Below are 18,040 nucleotides of genomic sequence, written 5' to 3'. Positions count from 1 at the left end.
GAACTTGATGTCATGGCAATTTATGCCATTTTTTCAAAATTGATCGCCTAAGTGGAAAGGCATCATGAGCTTGCACCAGTTGTCGCTTTCAGGCGTCAAGCCTTTTCTTAGCCGGACAGTAATGATTTTTTATCTATCGATACTTGTTGCTCTTTTTTCCATTGCCAGCCCACTCCAGGCAGCCGCGCAAGCGCAAAAAACGCTTGCCTGGGATGCCATCCCGGATTCCGCCAAAACGGCGTCGGGGACCGCAAATGTCATTGTCTTTTTCGCCACTCCAGACCTTGAGCAACTGCAACACGCCTCCAGGAGCCACAAGGCCGTCACACCCGAGGAAGGCCTGACGCCCATGGCTCGTACGCAAGCACTTGAGGCGGATGCGGCCTTGACTGCAGGTATCACCGCCGCCGGCGATACGATACTGGGTGCGCTTGATACGGCCCAGGCCAGCGTGCAGCGTCGCTTTCAGTTCGTACCGGCCATGGCCATGCGCGTCAGCCCGCAGGGTCTGGCCCGCCTCCAGTCCCTTCCCAATGTCGTTTCCATAGAACCAGATGCGCCGGCCCCTGTGCCCGAGCCGGTCGTGACAGCTCCCGAGGCGGGCAGCGCGTTGCCGGACTCGCCGAGCGTTTTTGCCGAATTGATCGGGGCCAGCGTTCCCTGGGGGGCGGGCTACACGGGAAGCGGCTGGTATGTGGCCATCCTGGATACGGGCATCCGTCCCACCCATACGTTTTTTTCCGGGAAGACCATTGTCGAAGCCTGCTTCTCCGCTCAGGCCAACTGCCCCAACAGCCAGACCACCATGTACGGGGCCGGTGCCGCCGCCCATTACCCGAGCAGCTATAGCGGCTGGGACCACGGCACCCATGTCTCCGGCATCGCCGCCGGCAGGGACATGACAACCTACTGCGGCGTGGCCAAGCAGGCCAGTATTCTTGCGATCAATGTTTTCTCGAAGATCAATGACGGGACCCTGTGGGTCGGCACCTATTCCAGTGATCAAATTGCCGGTCTGGAATATATCTACTCGCTGCGAAACACCTACAGCATCGGTGCCGTCAACATGAGTCTTGGCGGCGGAGCCTACAACGCCTATTGCGATTCCGCCGCCATCAAAGCGTCCATCGACAACCTCGCGGCCGTCAATATCGCCGTGGCCATCGCCAGCGGCAATAACTATTACACGCGTTACATCAGCGGTCCGGCCTGCGTCTCTACGGCCGTCTCCGTCGGGGCCAGCAGCAGTTCCGATGTGGAGGGCAGCTTCAGCAACTATCATCCCGCCCTGCTCGACCTCTTCGCCCCAGGCGTCGCCGTCACCTCCTCAACTGCGGATTCGGACTTCAGTTTCGAAGCCTGGAACGGTACTTCCATGGCCACGCCCCATGTGGCCGGTGCCTGGACTCTGTTGCGCCAGCGCTACCCGACCCGTTCCGTCCCCCAAATCCTTGGCGCCGTGCAGGCGGCCGGGCAGGCGGTGACGCTCAAGGCTGGCGATCTGGCCGGAGGCTCTGTGCGCCGCATCGCCCTGAACACGCTCTTTGCGACCCAGGTCAATCCTGTCGCAGCGGTGAACTCGCTTTTGCTTAACTGACCACCTGCAGCCGGCCCTGGGCGGACCTGGGCCGGCTTTGCGATGGATCAGGCAACCGCTTCTCTGCTGTTGTTTTGCCGCTGGCTGCAGCCAGACAGAACCCAAAGTCCCGGATGGAGCCGGTCAACCTTTGCTCTTTGGTGGTCACCGCGACGCGTGTCCCCGAAAAACTGCGAAGTGCCGACGCAGTGCGTTGCATGTACTCACTATTTCAAACGTAAGGAGACAGACATGAACCCTCGTCAGCCTGTTCGCAGTCGTTCGTCGTTAGGGATGTTGCTCTCTATCCTTGTGGTGTGTTTCGCTGTACTGGGCTACGCCACAGCGATCGCTGTGGCTCAGGAAGTCGTTTTTGACCGGAGCCAGGCGGCAATGGAAACCACCATTGCTACACCAAATATTACGGTGAACCAATGGACTATGGAGGGGATGCCTCCCCTTGACGAAACCATCATCAACGGCCCGCCCACCCCTCCTGAGGGGTTCGAAGCTCAGCGGGCTGTTGTCAATCTGGACAAGGTCAATGCCAGCACAGTAACCCTGACCACCCCGGCTTTTAATTGGGTCTTTGGCTGCTCCTCGGTTTCGGCGGCCATGATCGCCGGCTATTATGACCGTAATGGCTACCCGAATATCTATACCGGACCGACCAACGGGGGCGTCATGCCCCTGGACAACAGCTCCTGGCCAACCTGGTCAGATGGGTACGCAACCTACCCCAATTTACCCCTGGCTGCCTCCCACCAGGGTGTGGATGGCCGCGCCAGCAAGGGGTCCATCGACGACTATTGGGTCAAGTACAATAGCTCGGCCAGTGACCCGTACATCACCGGAGGCTGGACACAACACACGTGGAGTGATGCGATTGGTGATTATATGAAAACAAGTCAGTCCGCATACTCAAATACAGATGGTTCGACCACGTTCTGGAATTATACATCGTCTTCGACTCGACTGACTTGCGATCAGATGGTAACGCAAAATTTGACTAACGATGGAACATATGGAAGGAAATTGTTTTATCAGGCAAGAGGTTATACTGTTACGGATTGTTATAATCAAAAAACAGACAACACTGTGTCTGGAGGATTTTCATTCTCCCAATATAAAGCTGAGATAGATGCTGGCAGGCCGGTCATGATTAATGTGACCGGACATACTATGGTTGGAGTTGGTTATGACAGTGCGACAAACACAGTTTATCTTCACGACACCTGGGACTATAATACGCATTCTATGGCGTGGGGTGGAAGTTACTCCGGGATGACAATGCTTTCGGTGAGCATCGTGAATATCTCTGGAGCGCCAACGACCACTACAACGCCGGCTCCCTGGCTTGGGCTGCTTTTCTCAGCGAACCAGTAAAAGACTGCTGCCAGCGGGCGCGCCATCTTCTGCATGAGGCCGCCGTCACAGCGGGCAGTCTGATCGCGTGCCACCTGCCCTGTTGCCGGTCCTGGGGCGTCCCCGGGCCGGCGACCATGCAAAACGCCTCCCCGTGTCGCGAGAGACAGGGGGAGGCGTTTTGCTGCGTCCTGGCATGGGGCGGGGGAGCGTCCCCCGCCGCCTTATTCTTCCTTGGGCTTGTGGCTGCCCCGGCACACGACCTTGACCGGGGCCATGGCGATGCCAAACAGTTTGCGCAGGCTGTTTTCCAGGTATTTGACGTAGGAGTCGCGCACCCGTTCCGGGTCGCTGACGAAAAAGACGAAGGTGGGCGGCGCTTCGGCCGCCTGGGTCAGGTAATAGAACTTGGCCCGGCGGTTGTTGACCAGGGGCGGCTGGTGCTTGTCCATGACCGTGCGCATGGCCCGGTTGAGCTCGCCCGTGCCGACGCGGATCTGGCATTCGGCCCAAATGGCTTCGGCTTGCGGCAACAACTTGCCGACACCCTTGTTTTTGGCCGCCGACATGTAGAGCACCGGCACGTGGGAACACATGCGCAGTTCCTCGGCAATGTCCTTGCGCAGATCCTGCATGTCTTTTTGGGGCACAAGGTCGGTCTTGTTGACCGCGATCAAAAACGGCTTGCGCTCGCCGTCCAGAAAGTTGATCAGCCGCTTGTCCTGGACGCCTATGCCGCCGGTGGCATCAATGACCACAATGGCTACATCGGCCCGCTTGGCGCTGGAGAGGGCCTTGCCCACGCTGTATTGCTCCACGCCGTCGGTGATGCGGGTGCGCTTGCGAACGCCGGCCGTGTCCACGAACTGGTAGCGTTTCTCGCCGCGTATAACGGCCACATCCACGGCGTCGCGGGTGGTGCCGGCGATGTCGCTGACGATCAGGCGCTCTTCGCCCAGCAGGGCGTTTAAAATCGACGATTTGCCGGCATTGGGCCGGCCGAGCACGGCCAGACGCAGCACGGTGCGCAGGTGCTGCACTTCCGGTTCGTCACCCGCTTCGGGCAGCAGATCGGCCAGGGCCGTTACGACCTCGCCCAGGCCATGGCCGTGGGCGGCGGAAAGCGGGAACAGCGGAAAGCCCCAGGCGTGGAAATCGCTGGTCATGGCCGCAATGCGTTCCTGCCCGTCGACCTTGTTCACGGCCACCACCACCGGCTTGCCGGTGCGGCGCAGGCGTTCGGCCATGTCGTCGTCGAGGCTGGTGCGCCCGGCCTTGCCGTCAACCAGAAACAGCACCACATCAGCCAGGGTCAGGGCCATTTCGGCTTGGACCACGATCTGGCGGGCGATTTCTTCCTCGGCCTCATAGTCCATGCCGCCGGTATCGACCAGGGTGACAAAACGGCCGTTGAGATCGGCGGTGGCCTCCAGGCGGTCACGGGTGATGCCGGGGCGGTCGTGGGTAATAGCCCGGTGGTCTCTGGCCAACCGGTTGAAAAGCGTGGATTTGCCGACGTTGGGCCGGCCAACGATGGCCACGATGGGGGGCATGAGGACTCCTTGCGGGGATGGGAGAGGCGTCGCCAGGACTGGGGGCGGTGGCGGTCCCGAAACCGGGGACACTGACCGGCCCGCCATCTGGCACGGAGCCAGGGCGCGGCGGAAGCAACGGCCCGCGCCGAAGCGAACCTGTCCCTTCATCATGCTTTGCGGGACATGTCAACTGCTAATAGAGGATGCCCCCGCAATGGTCAAGGCGGCGAAGGACAAATCGAAGCCAGCAACTCGTAGTAATTTCCCGGCCAGGGGGTCCGGGGGGGATGATCCCCCCCGGCCGCCGGAGGCTCTTATCTCTTTTCTGCGCTCTCTAACCCCGCAGCTTGGCTGCGATGTCAGCGGCGACTTTTTCGCCCGAGAGCAGCATGCCGCCAAAGATCGGTCCCATGCGGTAGGAGCCGTAGCTGGCGTTGGCGGCCATGCCGGCCACGTACAGGCCCGGAAAGATTTCCCGGGTATTGATGACGGTATTGGTCTCGGCCACCTCAGCCCACATGGACTGTTCGCCCTCGATCTTGCCGGAGGGGGTATTGAGGCGCACGTCGTTTTTGCGCACCAGGGTCTGGAGCACTTCCACGGCATGGCCGGTGGCTTCGATCAGATATTTCGAGCCGAGCACCACCGGGTCCACATGCAGGCCGGCCATCTCCACCGGAGAGGAGTTGATGACGATGCCGGTCACCCGTTTGACCCCGTCCTGCTCGCGCAGCACCACGTCTTCGACGCTCATGCAGTTAAACACCTTGGCCCCGGCCAGACAGGCGGCGGAAGCCAGGGTCGTGGTGGCGGCCACGGCGTCGGCGGTATAGTAGTTGTCCTTGTAGTGGGCAACCGGAATGCCCACGTCGGTGAGCAGATGCACGCTTTCTTCCTGGACCACGATGATATTAAACGTCATGCCGCCGCCCCACATGCCGCCGCCAAGGGACAGCTTGCGTTCAAACAGGGCGACGTTAAAGCCGTCGGCTGCCAGCAGACGGGCGGCGGTAAGCCCTGAGGGGCCGCCGCCGACTATGGCCACGTCGAGATCCAGGCTCGATTTGAACTTCTCGAAATAGCCTTCCAAAATGGCCTGGGTGATGATGCGTTCGTCCAAAGACATGAATCCGGTCCCCTTTACGGCGAGACGTTAATACTACTTCCCGCCAATGATGGCGCGAATGGACGCGACGTAGGGCGCGGTCAGGACACCGCGTTCGGTGACGATGCCGGCGATGAGCTCGGCCGGGGTCACGTCGAAGGCGTAGTTGTAGACCGGCACGTTTTCCGGGGTGATGCGGTGCTCGCCAATGTGGGTGACTTCGCGCGGGGTGCGGTCCTCAATGGGAATCTCGTCGCCCGAGGCGATGCGCAGATCGAAGGTGGAGGCCGGGGCCGCGACGTAAAACGGCACGCCGTGGGCCTTGGCGGCCAGGGCCACGGTGTAGGTGCCGATCTTGTTGGCGGCGTCGCCGTTGGCGGCGATGCGGTCCGCGCCGACCACGACCTTTTGCACCATGCCGCGCTTCATGAGATGCCCCACGGCGTTGTCGCAGGCGACGGTGACCGGGATGCCCTCTTTGGCCAGTTCGTAGGCGGTCAGCCGCGCTCCCTGGAGAAAGGGGCGGGTTTCGTCGGCAATGACCTGGATGCGCTTGCCCTGCTCAAAGGCCGCCCGGATGACGCCCAGGGCGGTGCCGTAGCCGGCCGTGGCCAAGGCCCCGGCGTTGCAGTGGGTGAGGATGGTGTCGCCGTCGGCGATAAGGTCTGCGCCATGGCGGCCGATGGCTTTGCAGATCTCGATGTCCTCGCTGTGCATGTCCTGGGCCAGCCCGAGCCAGGTCGAGAGCAGCTCGTCCAAGGAGGCGGCGGGCAGAGCGGCCCATTGGGCGCGCATGCGTTCCACGGCCCAGCGCAGATTGACAGCGGTGGGGCGGGCCTGCTCCAGTTCGGTCAAAAGCGTGTTCAGGCGGTCCTTCCAGGCCGGGCCGGCCTCGGCCGATTCCCGGGCCGCCAGGTAGCAGCCGTAGGCGGCGGTGACGCCGATGGCCGGCGCGCCGCGCACCACCATGGTCTGCAGGGCGTAGATCATGTCGGCGGTGTTGCGGCACACGAAGCATTCCTCGCGGTCGGGCAGGAAACGCTGGTCAAGCAGCAGCAGGGCCTGCTTGTCGACAGAAAAGGCGATATGGTCGGTCATGGCGTCGTTTTATCCAGGGTGGTGGTCCAATACACGGCCGGCACCGGCGGTTTGCCGGCGGGGCAGGCCCCTTGCAGGGCGTCCTTAACGCACGATTGCGGGCGCTTCGTCGGCCTAACCAAGCTTTTGGCGCAACAACTCGTTGACCAGTCCCGGGTTGGCCTGCCCTTTGGTGGCCTTCATGATCTGGCCCACAAAAAAGCCCATAAGCTTGGTCTTGCCGCCCCGAAAGGCTTCCACTTCGGCCGGGTTGGCGGCCAGCACGGCCTCGACGGCAGATTCAAGAGCGTTGGAGTCGGAAATCTGCGACAGGCCTTTTTGGCGCACGTAGGCGGCCGGGTCAAGGCCCTGGGCAAAGAGCTCCGGGAAAATCTGCTTGGCAATCTTGCCGGAGATCTCCCCGGCGTCGATGAGCTTGATCAACCCGGCCAGATTGGCGGCGCTGAGCCTCGTCTGGCTGATGGGTATGGCGGCTTGGTTGAGTTCGCGCAAAAGCTCGCTTTGCATCCAGTTGGAAGCCGTTTTGGGATCGGCCCCGGCCGCAGCGCAGGCCTCAAAATACGCGGCCATGTCGCGCTCGGCGGTCAGCACCTCGGCGTCGTAGTCAGACAGGCCGTACTGGCGCACGAACCGGGCGCGCCGGGCCTCGGGCAATTCCGGCAGTTCGCTTTCCCAGCGGGCCAGGGTGGCGGCGTCCAGGCGCACGGGCACGAGATCGGGGTCCGGGAAGTAGCGGTAGTCGTGGGCTTCTTCCTTGCCGCGCATGGAGGCGGTGCTGTTTTTGGTGGCGTCGTAGAGGCGGGTTTCCTGAATCACCGGCAGTCCGTCGTCGAGGCGGTCGGCTTGCCGTTCCACTTCGTATTCGATGGCCTTTAAGACATGGCGGAAGCTGTTGATGTTTTTTATCTCGGCCCGGGTGCCGAATTGCCTTTGCCCCACCGGCCGCAGGCTGACGTTGGCATCGCAGCGAAAGGAGCCTTCCTCCATGTTGCCGTCGCAGATATCGAGATAGACCAGGATGGCGCGCAGGGCTTTTAAATACGCCACCACTTCCTCGGGGCTGCGCATATCCGGCTCGGAGACGATTTCAATGAGCGGCACGCAGGCCCGGTTGAGATCAACGTAGCTTGCGTTGTCGGCGGCAGAGTGGATGTTTTTTCCGGCGTCCTCTTCCATGTGGATGCGGGTGATGCCGATGCGTTTGGCTGTGCCGTCCACCACGATGTCCACATGCCCGTGCTCGCAGATGGGCTGCTCGAACTGGGAGGTCTGGTAGCCCTTGGGCAGGTCGGGATAAAAGTAGTTTTTGCGGGCGAAGACCGATATGGGATTGACCGTGCAGCCGGTAGCCAGGCCCATCTTGGCGGCGTATTCCACGACCGTGGCGTTTAACACCGGCAGAACGCCGGGCATGCCCGAACAGACCGGGCAGACGTTTTCGTTGGGGGCGACGCCGAAGCGGGTGGAGCAGCCGCAGAAAATCTTGCTCTCGGTCTTTAATTGGGCGTGTACTTCGACGCCGATGACCGTTTCGTATCTGGCCATGAAGCGCTCCTTGCGGCGGCCGTGCCCGGGCTCGGGAACGGCGCTCAATTTCGGTCGGGGGTGTACCCCGCTTCCGGTAAGCCGGTCAATGGCGTGGGGCGAGGCGCAAAAGGGGCCTCTAAGCGGTTGTATTTTTGGGGCGGCGGGCCTACAACACCAACAGTCTCGGCGTCCGCCCGCGCAAGGGGGAGGACGCCATACCATAGAAAAAGCGGGGCATGCCATGAGCTGTTATGATTTGGTTATTGGACGCGGGGGCCGCGTTGCCGGTATTTTTTGGGTGTTGGCGGTGTGGACGGTTGTGGCGTTGGCCTGCCCCGGGGGGGCGGCGGCGCAGGGGGTCGAGTCCATGATGCCGGAGCAGCTTTCCAAGGAAGTGCGCAAGGCCGAGACCGAATACCGCAAGGTGATGGAAGAGGTGCGGGCGGCCGAGAACGAGCGTCTGGCCCGCAAGGCGGCCGGAGCCACCGACGCGGCCCTGGCCGAGGCGGACGCCGCACTGGCCCGGGTGTTGCACAAGGCCGAGCAGCTTAAGGTTGAGGCCGACTACCTGGAAGAACTCTACGAGACCAAGCGCCGCGAGTACAAAACCCGGTAGACGGGGTGGTTTTTTCGCCAAAGCGGCCATTTCCGGGACGGTGACGTTGCCGGGGTGGCCGCTTTTTTTTGCCGTGGCCGCAGTGGCGTCGGGGGATATCAAAGATCGGCAAGATAGCCGCCCTGTTCAATGGCGGCCAGGGCTTGGGATTCGCGCTTGAGGTATTGGTCCCGCGCATACATCGAGCGTAAGCCGAAGTGGTGCTGGACGTAGTTTTCGACAGGAAAGTCCGCGCCGGTATAGCCTAAAACATTCACATCATGAAACCACTCGCACGCGGTATCGACCAGGATGTCGCCGATGTAGGTCGTGGCCCCAAAGGGAACAGCGGGACCATGGGGCACGGTAACGCCGCGCGCTGTCCCAATATTGACCAGACAGGCCCATTCGTTGACCCGGCAGGCCGGAAGCGGCCAGGGGTGTTGCCTGTATTTTTCGTTGAAATCGGTCTTGTCGCACCGAAATTCAAAAAGCCGTTCGTCCGGGACCTGGGCCTGTTGGAAGAGATCAAAAATCTCTTGGTAATTCGGCTTGTAGTCTTGATATTTCCCGCGTTGGCAGCAACCGGCCCAAGAGGCCGGGCAATTCCAGCAGACGCCGAGATGGCCGATAATGATGTGGTCATTGATTTGGCCAAGCATGGCCGGGATGATGCTTCCCGTGTAGACGCAATCGTTGTGTGAAATGAAAAGATATTTTTTATCGGTCTTTTCCCAGGCGTATTGGTAGCGGATGCCCATTCTGGCGTCATAGTCATCGTAGACGCCCGTGACGTTGTCGTAGTAGTTGTAGCTTATGGTCGGGTAGAAGAATTCGATGGCTGTGTTTTTAATGTGTTTAATAAGTTCAAATTTTTTATGATACGCTGGCGGCGTGTCGGCATCAATGATGACGTAAAATTTGTCGATATGTGCACTATTGTGCTTTAAAAGCGACAGGATCGTGAGCAGCGTTTGGTAGGGGCGGCCGAGTGCGTTGATGGCGACATCGACTTTTAAAGAGTTTTGTTCTGCGTTTTCAGTTTCCATTGGTCGTCCTTACAAGATTGCCCGATGCCGAGCAGACAACACGGGCACAATGTTCCCTTGGTTGGAGTCGGGAGGACCACTCTTTCGGCCCCGCAGGACCGGTGGTTCCCCCTACGTTGCGGCATCCGCCTCGTACCGTCGCAAAGGCCCCAAACAAGCCCGGCCGCCGCAGCAACGGTGGTTCCCGTCAAGCGTGCCCTACGGCACGAGCCCGCCCGACGGAAGTGCCTTTTTGCTCCACTACCCTTCGCGGCAACGCCGCCCCCCTTAACCCCTTGCCTCCAGGTGGGATTCCAAAGGGCTCAGCCCTTTGGCCGCCGGAGGCACTCTTCTGTCTTCATCCCCCGGCCGCCGGAGGCATTCTTTTTCTACACCCTAGAACTTGCGCAGTTCAAAGAGTTTTTTCGTCTGGGTCGACACGATATGGAAGTACTTGTCCTGGGGGATAAAGATATAAGGCACGTCTTCGGCCCGGCGGAAAAGGAAATCCGAAAGAATCATGCGATTGACGGCCTGATGGCCGATAATCATCATGTATTCGGAGTTGCCGCTTAAATATAAAGCCTTTTTCACGCCCCGATAGACCCGGCCGGCCATGGTGGCATAGCCTTCGCCGCCGGGGTAGACGAAGTTGTATTTGTTGCGGGCGCGCGCGGCAAAGAGTTCCGGTTGGGCCTGTTCCATCTCGGCGTAGCTGAGGCCATCGCAGGTGCCTACGTCGATCTCGTCGAATTCCTTGAAGGCATGGTGGATGGTCAGGCCTTTGCGGGTTTCCAGCAGTGGCTCGGCCATTTCCCGGGTGCGCGTTAAGTTGCTGGTAAAGACGTAGGGCAGGGGCGTGCCGATGAAATGGCGCGACAGTGCCCAGGCCATTTTGCGGCCCTTTTCCGTCAGCCCTGAATCGCCGCCGACCCGGTTTTCCAGGTTGTATTCGCTTTCGGCATGGCGCACGAGAAAGAGATTTTTGATCCAGTCCGACATGAGCAGATCGCGGATGCGCCCGTAGTAGGGCACGCCGCTGTGGATGCGTTCGGCGATGATACGGTTATTAAGCGTATCCAGGCGCACCACGTTTTCCACTTCATCGGCCGGGGCGTAAATGTGGCGGTAGTAGCCGATGCGCTTGAGAAAGCTTTTGGTGGCCGCGGCCGTGTCCAGATGGGCGAATTCCGGCAGCCGGGTCTTGCGGGCCACGGACAGGGCCAGCAACTCGGGATCGTCGTTGATGCATTCGACAAAGAGGATCGGGTGGTTGTTTAAGCTGTGCCGCAACGTCTCCCGCCGTTTACAGGAGACGTTGGTGGCGTCGAGGATGGCGACGTGGCCTTCGGCCGAGAGAAAGGCCTTGGCTTCGGCAATGTTGACGGCGGCGATGCGTTCCCGCAGCCCGGCCGAGGCGGCGTTGTCGGGATCGTAAAAGCCGGCCTCGGAGGTGTTGCCGGGGACCATGCGGCGGCGCACGTCGCCGTTGTTGAAAATGCCGACCTTGATGTCGTCTTTTTCCAGGTTTTCCTTAAGCTTGGCCGCAACCGTAGACTTGCCCATGGCCGGCAGCCCCACCATGGCGATGTAGAGCTTGGCCGGCCGGGCCATTAGAGCAGCCCCACTTCCCAGTTGAAATGACTGGTGCGGTCGCGTCGGATGATATCCTTGGGCAGCGGTTCGCGCAGATCGGCAAAGACCAGATAGCCGGCCCGGGTCAGGGCTTCGCGGTGCTTGTACAGATCAACCTCCCAGTTGGCGTAGAGCCAGTAGGTGCGGTCGTACTTGACGGCCCACAGGGCCTCGTCCTTGGGGCTGACCACCGGCAGGCAGGTTTTGACCTCGCCGGAAAGCACCCGGGAAAGCCCCAGCGGCCAGGCACCCTTGGCGACGATACCCAGCGGCAGCGGCGAAACCCGGGGCAGATTGATCAGATCCTCGCCGGACAGCTCCGGCGAGACAAAGGCGCCGTAAAAGCCGGTGCGGGCCAGTTCGCCCAGGGCCAGGGGATTGGCGATGTTGCAAAAGGGGCCGGCCCAGAAATCAACGCCTTTGACGTCCTTGGGAAAGAGCGCCGTCTGCCAGGGCGCGCCCAAGACAAAGCGTTTGCCGCCCCGGGCCACGATGGCGGCGATGAGGCTGACAAATTCGCTTTCCTCATCCGGCCAGATGACCGGCGGCAGCCACCACCACACGGTGGCCGCCCGGCCCAGCGGCAGATTGTGGGCGCGGTTGGTGGAAACCCAGACGCCAAACGGCCCCTTTTCCTTGCGCACATCGGGATGGCGCCACACGGACAGCGACAGCGGCTCGATGTTGGCCGGCTTTATGGGCCGGGGGAGCGTGGCCACAAATTCCGAGGCCTTGGCTTCCCGGGGCGCAATTTTTGCGACAGCCGCTTCCAGGGGGCCGATCTTGGCCATGAGCGCCGGGTCGCGGCGATCGATGAGAAAGACCGGGATACCGGATTCGGGGCGGTTTTCCGCGGTGTCAAAGGTCAGCGTCAGGCGGCCGCCCTTGGGCACGTTGCGCGTCACCTTGACGATGCGGTGGCCGGGCTCGTCCTCGTGGCCCACGCGCAAGAGGTCGCCGGACATGAGTGCCACCCGGGCCGACAGGTTCCACTGGCCGAACTTGATGCCCCGGGAGAGCTTGCCGGCGGGCATGCCCGAGCCGGTGCGCTCCTTGGTGTCGATGGGATTTTTGGGCCGCTGGGGCAGGAAATTGTAGTTGGTGCCGGGGCGGCCCAGCGCCTGCTCCAGGAAGCTGGCGGCCATTTTCTTGGCCGAGGCGTCGTCGGCGGCGTCGCGCAGCAGCTTATAAGCTGCCACGGTATGATAGACGTAATGCGGGCCTTTTTTGCGGCCTTCGATCTTCCAGGCCGTTACTTGCGGCATGGTCAAAAGGGCCTTGGTCAGGACGTCGAGGCTTAAATCCTGGCAGGAGAAATAGCGGCCTTTCTGGCCCCGGTGGTCGTAGATGCGCCGGCAGGGCTGCACACAACGGCCGCGCAGCCCGGATTTGCCGCCCAGGTAGCTGCTCCAGTAGCACCGTCCCGAGACGTTAAAGCACAGCGCGCCGTGGACAAAGGCTTCCAGGGTCAGGCCTTCGGGCGCGGCATCGGCCATTTCGCGCATTTCGTCCACGGACAGTTCCCGCGGCAAAACCACCCGGCAAACGGAATAGCGGGGCAGGGCGGCAAGCCCTGTGGGGCTGCTGACGTTGGCCAGGGTGGAGAGATGCAGTTCGCCCTTGTAGCCGGCTTGGCGGGCCACGGCGGCCACGCCCAGATCCTGGATGATGAGCGCATCGGGGCCGACGTCGCTGGTCAGCCGCTCGATGAGCCGTCCGGCCTTGTCGGCCTCATCGGGCTTGAGCAGGGTGTTTATGGCCACATAGGTGCGCACGTTTCTGGCGCGGGCCATCTCGGCCAGGGCGGCCAGTTCCGAGGTGGAGAAGTTGCGGGCCAGCATGCGGGCGGAAAAATGTTTGAGGCCGCAGTACACGGCGTCGGCACCGGCGGCCACGGCTGCCATAAAGGAATAAGGATCGCCCGCTGGGGCAAGGATTTCAGGCTTTTTCGCCTCGGTCATGGGGATCTCGTGGTGAAGGGATTAGCGGCGGGGAACGCCGTGAGGCGCGTATCATAGGACAATCTTGGCCTGGAGGGAACTATTTTTTTGCGCCCGGCCCGGCAGGCCCAGCAGGCCCGGCACCCGGGCTCGCCCCGGTCTTGCAGGCGGGCCGCAATACCCCGTTCCTTGCCAAGACCGTTACCATATTGCGTCGCTTGGGTTTTGGTGCCATGGGTTGCGGATACGTTTTTTTTGGGAGGGCGGGCCGTGAAGCTGGTCACCGAGCAGATGGAGCAATTTTTGGCGGGCGGCGCCTGGATTCGTCGCATTTTCGAGTATGGCCTGGAACTGAAAAAGCAGTACGGTGAGGACGCCGTGTGCGATTTTTCCCTGGGGAACCCCGATCTGCCGCCGCCGGCGGTGGTGGGCGAGTGTCTGGCCGATCTGGCCGGGCAGGCCGATAAGCCTTTTGCCTTCGGCTATATGCCCAATCCCGGCTATCCGGCCGTGCGCGCCGCCCTGGCCGGCCATCTCGCCACAGAGCAAAACTGTGCCGTGGCCGCCGACGATCTGCTGTTGACCTGCGGCGCGGCCGGCGGCATCAACGTCTTTTTCCGGTCGGTCCTCACCCCGGGCGACGAGGTCATCTGCCCCATCCCCTATTTTGTCGAATACAGCTTCTATGCCGGCAATTTCGGCGGCGTGCTCAAGCCTGTGGCCACCAAGCCCGAGACCTTCGAGCTGGATATCGCGGCCATTGAGGCGGCCATCACCCCGCGCACCCGGGTGGTGATGATCAATTCGCCCAACAACCCCACCGGTCAGGTCTATAGCGAGGCCACCCTTCGCGAACTGGCCGCCATGCTGACCCGCGCTTCGGCCGGCCGCGAGCGGCCCATTTTTCTGCTTGCCGACGAGCCGTATCGTTTTCTGGCCTACGACGGCATCGAGGTGCCGCCGGTATTGCCTTTGTATCCGTATGCGGTGGTCATTGGCTCTTTTTCCAAAAACCTGTCCCTGCCCGGCGAGCGGGTGGGCTATGTGGTGGTTTCGCCGCTCATGGAGGGCCGGGAGCAGCTTGTGGCGGCCATGGTCATTGCCAACCGCATCCTGGGGTTCGTCAACGCCCCGGCGGTTGGGCAGGCCTTGCTGCTGCGCGCCTTGGGCCATGCGGTGGACCGCACGGTTTATGCGCGCCGCCGGGAGGCCATGGCCGGGGTGCTGACCCGGGCCGGGTACGAGTTTACCATGCCGCGCGGGGCGTTTTATTTTTTCCCCAAATCGCCTGACCCCGACGAACTGGTCTTCCTGGACCGCCTGAGCGCCGAGCGGGTGCTGGCCGTGCCGGGCCGGGGCTTTGGCCTGCCCGGCTATTTCCGGCTGGCCTTTTGCGTGGACGAGGCCGTCATCAACCGGAGCGAGGCCGGGTTCGTCCGGGCGCGGCGCGGCTAAGCGCCGGACGGCGGGCCGATTTTTCCAGGCGGCCCGCCGTCCCCGTGCCTGCTTGTCGCGACCAGGGTGCGCCCCACGGGCGCGCCAGCGAGTGCGCTTGCCAGTGCCCTGGGGCGAGGGAGGGAGGTGTGCTGATGGTCAGCCGGGCCCCACCGCCACTTGACGCAGCTGCTGCCAAGCTGCCGTGGCTGGCGGCCCTGCGCAAAGCCTATGCCGTCCTTGACGCCGGCATCGCCCAGGCCGTTGCGGCCACGGGCCGGCAGCCGGCCTGTCAGGCCGGCTGTGCTGCCTGCTGCTGCCAGTCCATTCCGGCTTGCGGCCTGGAAGTCCAGGGACTGCGCTGGTTTGTGCTGACCCAATTGCCTGTGCGCACCGGCCGGCTGGTCGGGCAGGCCCTGTGCAATCGGGAAGACCCGAACTGTCCTTTTCTGGTGGACGGGAGCTGCGCCGCCTATGCGCTGCGTCCCATGGCCTGTCGGGAGTTTGTGGTTTTCGCCCGCCCGTGTACTCTCGGCGAGTCGCCTGTAGTCACCCGGCCCCAGGATGTGCTGGAGCTGGCGGCGGCGGCCCAGCGCCAAGCCTTTGCCCTGCTGCTGCCACACTATGGCGTGACGGACGCATCGGCCCGGGAACGGGCACTCACCGGGCGGCTGGTGCTTTCCGACACCCACCTGCTGCGGGATCTCGACTGGTCGGGCCTTTCCCACGCGCTGCTCGGCAAATAACACCATTGGCACGGCCGATTGCCGCCAGGGCCGCCTCTTTGGCGCGCTGCTGGGGAAATAACCGTTGACAGCGGTGGCGGGCCGGCATAGTCCCCGTGACGTCCTGGCCCCGTCCGACCGTTGGAAGGGGCTTTTTGAGCCGCCGATCCGGCCGAGCAGCCACGGTGGCCTCTTGACGTTTGGACTGCGTGCGGTTATCAAGTCAAACTTTGCCCTTTACCGAGGTGCGCCAGGATCATGTTCGACAGCCTTACAGACAGACTCGAAGACGTCTTTCGCAAGATCAGGGGGCAGACCCGCCTGACCGAGGAAAACGTCCAGACCGCCCTGCGTGAAGTGCGTCTGGCCTTGCTTGAGGCCGACGTCAACTTCAAGGTCGTGAAGGACTTTGTCGAACGCGTGCGCGAGCGCGCTTCCGGCCAGGATGTCCTGAAAAGCCTCACCCCGGGGCAGCAGGTGGTCAAAATCGTCCACGAGGAACTCATTGAGATCCTCGGCGGCCAGGCCACCGACCTCGACCTGTCCGGCAACCCGGCCGTCATCATGGTCGTGGGGTTGCAGGGGTCGGGCAAAACAACCACCTGCGCCAAACTGGCGCTCAAGCTGCGGCGCGAGTTCAAACGCAAGCCCTATCTGGTCCCGGCCGACGTCTACCGTCCCGCCGCCATCGACCAGCTCCACAAGCTTGCCGCCCAGCTCGATCTCGAAGCCTATCCGTCCACCCCGGACCAGAATCCCGTGGACATCTGCGCCGCCGCCCTGGCCGAAGCCAAGCGCACCGGCCACGATGTGGTGCTGCTCGACACCGCCGGCCGGCTGCACATCGACGAAGTCCTCATGGACGAGTTGGCGGCCATCAAAGCCGGTTGCCAGCCCGGCGAAATTTTGTTCGTGGCCGACGCCATGACCGGCCAGGACGCCGTCACCGTGGCCGCCGCCTTTAACGAACGTTTGGACATCACCGGTGTTGTGCTGACCAAAATGGACGGCGACGCCCGGGGCGGCGCGGCCTTGTCCGTGCGCCAGGTCACGGGCAAGCCCATCAAGCTCGTGGGCACGGGCGAAAAAGTCTCGGATCTGGAGCTTTTTTATCCCGACCGGGCAGCCTCGCGCATTCTCGGCATGGGCGACATTTTAACGCTCATCGAAAAAGCCCAGACCGACGTCAACGCCGAGGAAGCGGCGGAGATGGAGCGCAAACTGCGAAAGGCCCAGTTCACCCTGGAAGACTTTCGCACCCAAATGCGCCGCATCAAGAAACTCGGCTCCCTGGAAGGGCTATTAAAGCTCATTCCGGGCATGTCCCAGGTCAGAAAGCAGCTGGGCGAAGTCCAGATGCCGGAAAAGGAGATGGACCGGGTCGAGGCCATCATCAACTCCATGACCAAGGCCGAGCGGGAAACGCCCAAGCTGATCAACACCAGCCGGCGCGAGCGCATCGCCAAGGGTTCTGGCACGACCGTCCTTGAGGTCAGCCAGTTGCTGAAAAATTTCACCCAGATGCAAAAGATGATGCAGCGCATGATGGGCGGCAAGGGCATGCCGGCCATGCCCAAGATGCCGCCGGGCATGAAGATGCCCGGTATGCCTCCCGGCATGGGCGGTATGGGTGGCATGGGCGGTATGCCGGGAATGCCTCCCGGCATGGAAGGGATGGGCGGCATGCCTCCCGGAATGGGCGGCACGCCGAGCCGGGCGGCCATCGAAAGCGCCCGGGCCGCCGCCAAGAAGAAGAAAGAACAACGGAAAAAACGGAAAAAACGCTAGTCCTGAAAAGGGGTTGCGGGCTTCCACAACAGTAATCGTCCACCAGATAAAAGGGAGACACCGTTATGGCTATGAAATTGCGCCTGACCCGCATGGGTTCCAAGAAGCGCCCGTTTTACCGCATCGTTGCCATGAATTCCGAGACCCGCCGCGATGGCCGTGCCCTGGAATACCTGGGCTATTACAACCCCATGGTTGACCCGGCCGAGATAAAGGTGGATGGTGAAAAAGTACGGGCCTGGTTGGCACGCGGTGCCGAGCCCACGGATACCGTGCGCGCGCTGCTCCACAAGGCGGGCATCTAGACGCATCCGGCAGGGAATCGCTCGGCAGGATCGATCCAAAAAAACGGATGCCGCGACGCCGCCGCGTCCCCCCGGAACCGTCCGGGGCAGTGCGGAATCGGAGGCGAAAGTCCTTCGCTTGCTCTTACGGTTACCCTCAGGAGGTGCGTATGTTGAAGGACTTGATCGAATATGTGGCGAAGTCTTTGGTGGATAATCCGGATCAGGTGCATGTGTCGGAGATAGAAGGCGAGCAGACCTCGGTCCTTGAACTCAAGGTGGCCAAGGAAGATCTCGGCAAAGTCATCGGCAAACAGGGCCGCACCGCCCGAGCCATGCGTACCATCCTCGGCGCGGCTTCGACCAAGGCCCGCAAACGCTCCGTCCTGGAAATCCTCGAATAAG

The 18,040-nt window shown here is 62.1% G+C and carries 15 protein-coding genes; 8 read left to right on the top strand and 7 right to left on the bottom strand.

All coding sequences use genetic code 11. The annotated features are described in order from the left end of the window. The first annotated feature begins 349 nt into the window (after positions 1 to 349). Both GTA51_RS14290 and GTA51_RS14285 read left to right on the top strand, forming a co-directional pair. On the top strand, positions 350 to 1,597 hold the full coding sequence (locus GTA51_RS14290; RefSeq protein ID WP_160962193.1) for a S8 family peptidase: 1,248 nt from the start codon (positions 350 to 352) through the stop codon (positions 1,595 to 1,597). Between the two features lie 231 nt (positions 1,598 to 1,828). Continuing rightward, a complete protein-coding gene (locus tag GTA51_RS14285) occupies positions 1,829 to 2,962 on the top strand; it encodes a C39 family peptidase (protein ID WP_160962191.1) in 1,134 nt (377 codons plus the stop codon). 203 nt (positions 2,963 to 3,165) lie between these two features. On the opposite strand, the gene der is transcribed toward GTA51_RS14285, so the two are convergent. From der to gatB, 4 genes are all read right to left on the bottom strand, one after another. Further along, a complete protein-coding gene (gene der / locus GTA51_RS14280; RefSeq protein ID WP_160962189.1) occupies positions 3,166 to 4,494 on the bottom strand; it encodes a ribosome biogenesis GTPase Der in 1,329 nt (442 codons plus the stop codon). Positions 4,495 to 4,810: 316 nt separating this feature from the next. Continuing rightward, positions 4,811 to 5,602 carry a sulfide-dependent adenosine diphosphate thiazole synthase gene (locus GTA51_RS14275; RefSeq protein ID WP_160962187.1) on the bottom strand — a complete coding sequence of 264 codons (792 nt, stop codon included), beginning with the start codon at positions 5,600 to 5,602 and terminating at the stop codon, positions 4,811 to 4,813. A 33-nt stretch (positions 5,603 to 5,635) separates the two neighbouring features. Further along, entirely contained in the window at positions 5,636 to 6,679 is a 1,044-nt protein-coding gene (mtnA, locus tag GTA51_RS14270) for an S-methyl-5-thioribose-1-phosphate isomerase (protein WP_160962185.1), read from the bottom strand. Between the two features lie 114 nt (positions 6,680 to 6,793). After that, positions 6,794 to 8,224 carry an Asp-tRNA(Asn)/Glu-tRNA(Gln) amidotransferase subunit GatB gene (gatB, locus tag GTA51_RS14265; protein WP_160962184.1) on the bottom strand — a complete coding sequence of 477 codons (1,431 nt, stop codon included), beginning with the start codon at positions 8,222 to 8,224 and terminating at the stop codon, positions 6,794 to 6,796. A 349-nt stretch (positions 8,225 to 8,573) separates the two neighbouring features. Here gatB and GTA51_RS14260 point away from each other — a divergent pair, with 349 nt between their 5' ends. Continuing rightward, the gene (locus GTA51_RS14260; RefSeq protein WP_246198147.1) at positions 8,574 to 8,822 is read left to right on the top strand and encodes a hypothetical protein; all 249 of its coding nucleotides are present in this window, start codon (positions 8,574 to 8,576) and stop codon (positions 8,820 to 8,822) included. Between the two features lie 98 nt (positions 8,823 to 8,920). On the opposite strand, the gene GTA51_RS14255 is transcribed toward GTA51_RS14260, so the two are convergent. From GTA51_RS14255 to GTA51_RS14245, 3 genes are all read right to left on the bottom strand, one after another. After that, positions 8,921 to 9,850 (bottom strand): hypothetical protein, encoded by a 930-nt coding sequence (locus GTA51_RS14255; RefSeq protein ID WP_160962180.1) that lies wholly within the window; start codon positions 9,848 to 9,850, stop codon positions 8,921 to 8,923. Positions 9,851 to 10,225: 375 nt separating this feature from the next. After that, on the bottom strand, positions 10,226 to 11,443 hold the full coding sequence (locus tag GTA51_RS14250; RefSeq protein WP_160962178.1) for a bifunctional nucleoside/nucleotide kinase/histidine phosphatase family protein: 1,218 nt from the start codon (positions 11,441 to 11,443) through the stop codon (positions 10,226 to 10,228). Then, positions 11,443 to 13,425, bottom strand: coding sequence for a peptidase U32 family protein (locus GTA51_RS14245; RefSeq protein WP_160962176.1), 1,983 nt, complete (start codon positions 13,423 to 13,425; stop codon positions 11,443 to 11,445). The genes GTA51_RS14250 and GTA51_RS14245 overlap by 1 nt, the downstream gene beginning before the upstream one ends. Before the next feature lie 249 nt (positions 13,426 to 13,674). Here GTA51_RS14245 and GTA51_RS14240 point away from each other — a divergent pair, with 249 nt between their 5' ends. The 5 genes from GTA51_RS14240 (at position 13,675) to GTA51_RS14220 (ending at position 18,039) form a co-directional block, all read left to right on the top strand. After that, complete coding sequence (locus GTA51_RS14240; RefSeq protein ID WP_160962174.1) at positions 13,675 to 14,859, top strand: pyridoxal phosphate-dependent aminotransferase; 1,185 nt, start codon at positions 13,675 to 13,677, stop codon at positions 14,857 to 14,859. 134 nt (positions 14,860 to 14,993) lie between these two features. Next, on the top strand, positions 14,994 to 15,584 hold the full coding sequence (locus GTA51_RS14235) for a YkgJ family cysteine cluster protein (protein WP_160962172.1): 591 nt from the start codon (positions 14,994 to 14,996) through the stop codon (positions 15,582 to 15,584). Positions 15,585 to 15,821: 237 nt separating this feature from the next. Continuing rightward, the gene (gene ffh, locus GTA51_RS14230; protein WP_160962170.1) at positions 15,822 to 17,351 is read left to right on the top strand and encodes a signal recognition particle protein; all 1,530 of its coding nucleotides are present in this window, start codon (positions 15,822 to 15,824) and stop codon (positions 17,349 to 17,351) included. Positions 17,352 to 17,416: 65 nt separating this feature from the next. Continuing rightward, positions 17,417 to 17,656 (top strand): 30S ribosomal protein S16, encoded by a 240-nt coding sequence (gene rpsP / locus GTA51_RS14225; protein WP_160962168.1) that lies wholly within the window; start codon positions 17,417 to 17,419, stop codon positions 17,654 to 17,656. A 149-nt stretch (positions 17,657 to 17,805) separates the two neighbouring features. Further along, positions 17,806 to 18,039 carry a KH domain-containing protein gene (locus GTA51_RS14220; RefSeq protein WP_160962166.1) on the top strand — a complete coding sequence of 78 codons (234 nt, stop codon included), beginning with the start codon at positions 17,806 to 17,808 and terminating at the stop codon, positions 18,037 to 18,039. Position 18,040 lies beyond the last annotated feature (1 nt).

This window comes from Solidesulfovibrio aerotolerans, from assembly GCF_009856865.1.
Classification (GTDB): Bacteria; Desulfobacterota; Desulfovibrionia; order Desulfovibrionales; family Desulfovibrionaceae; genus Solidesulfovibrio; species Solidesulfovibrio aerotolerans.
This window is presented reverse-complemented; position numbering and strand designations above follow the sequence as displayed.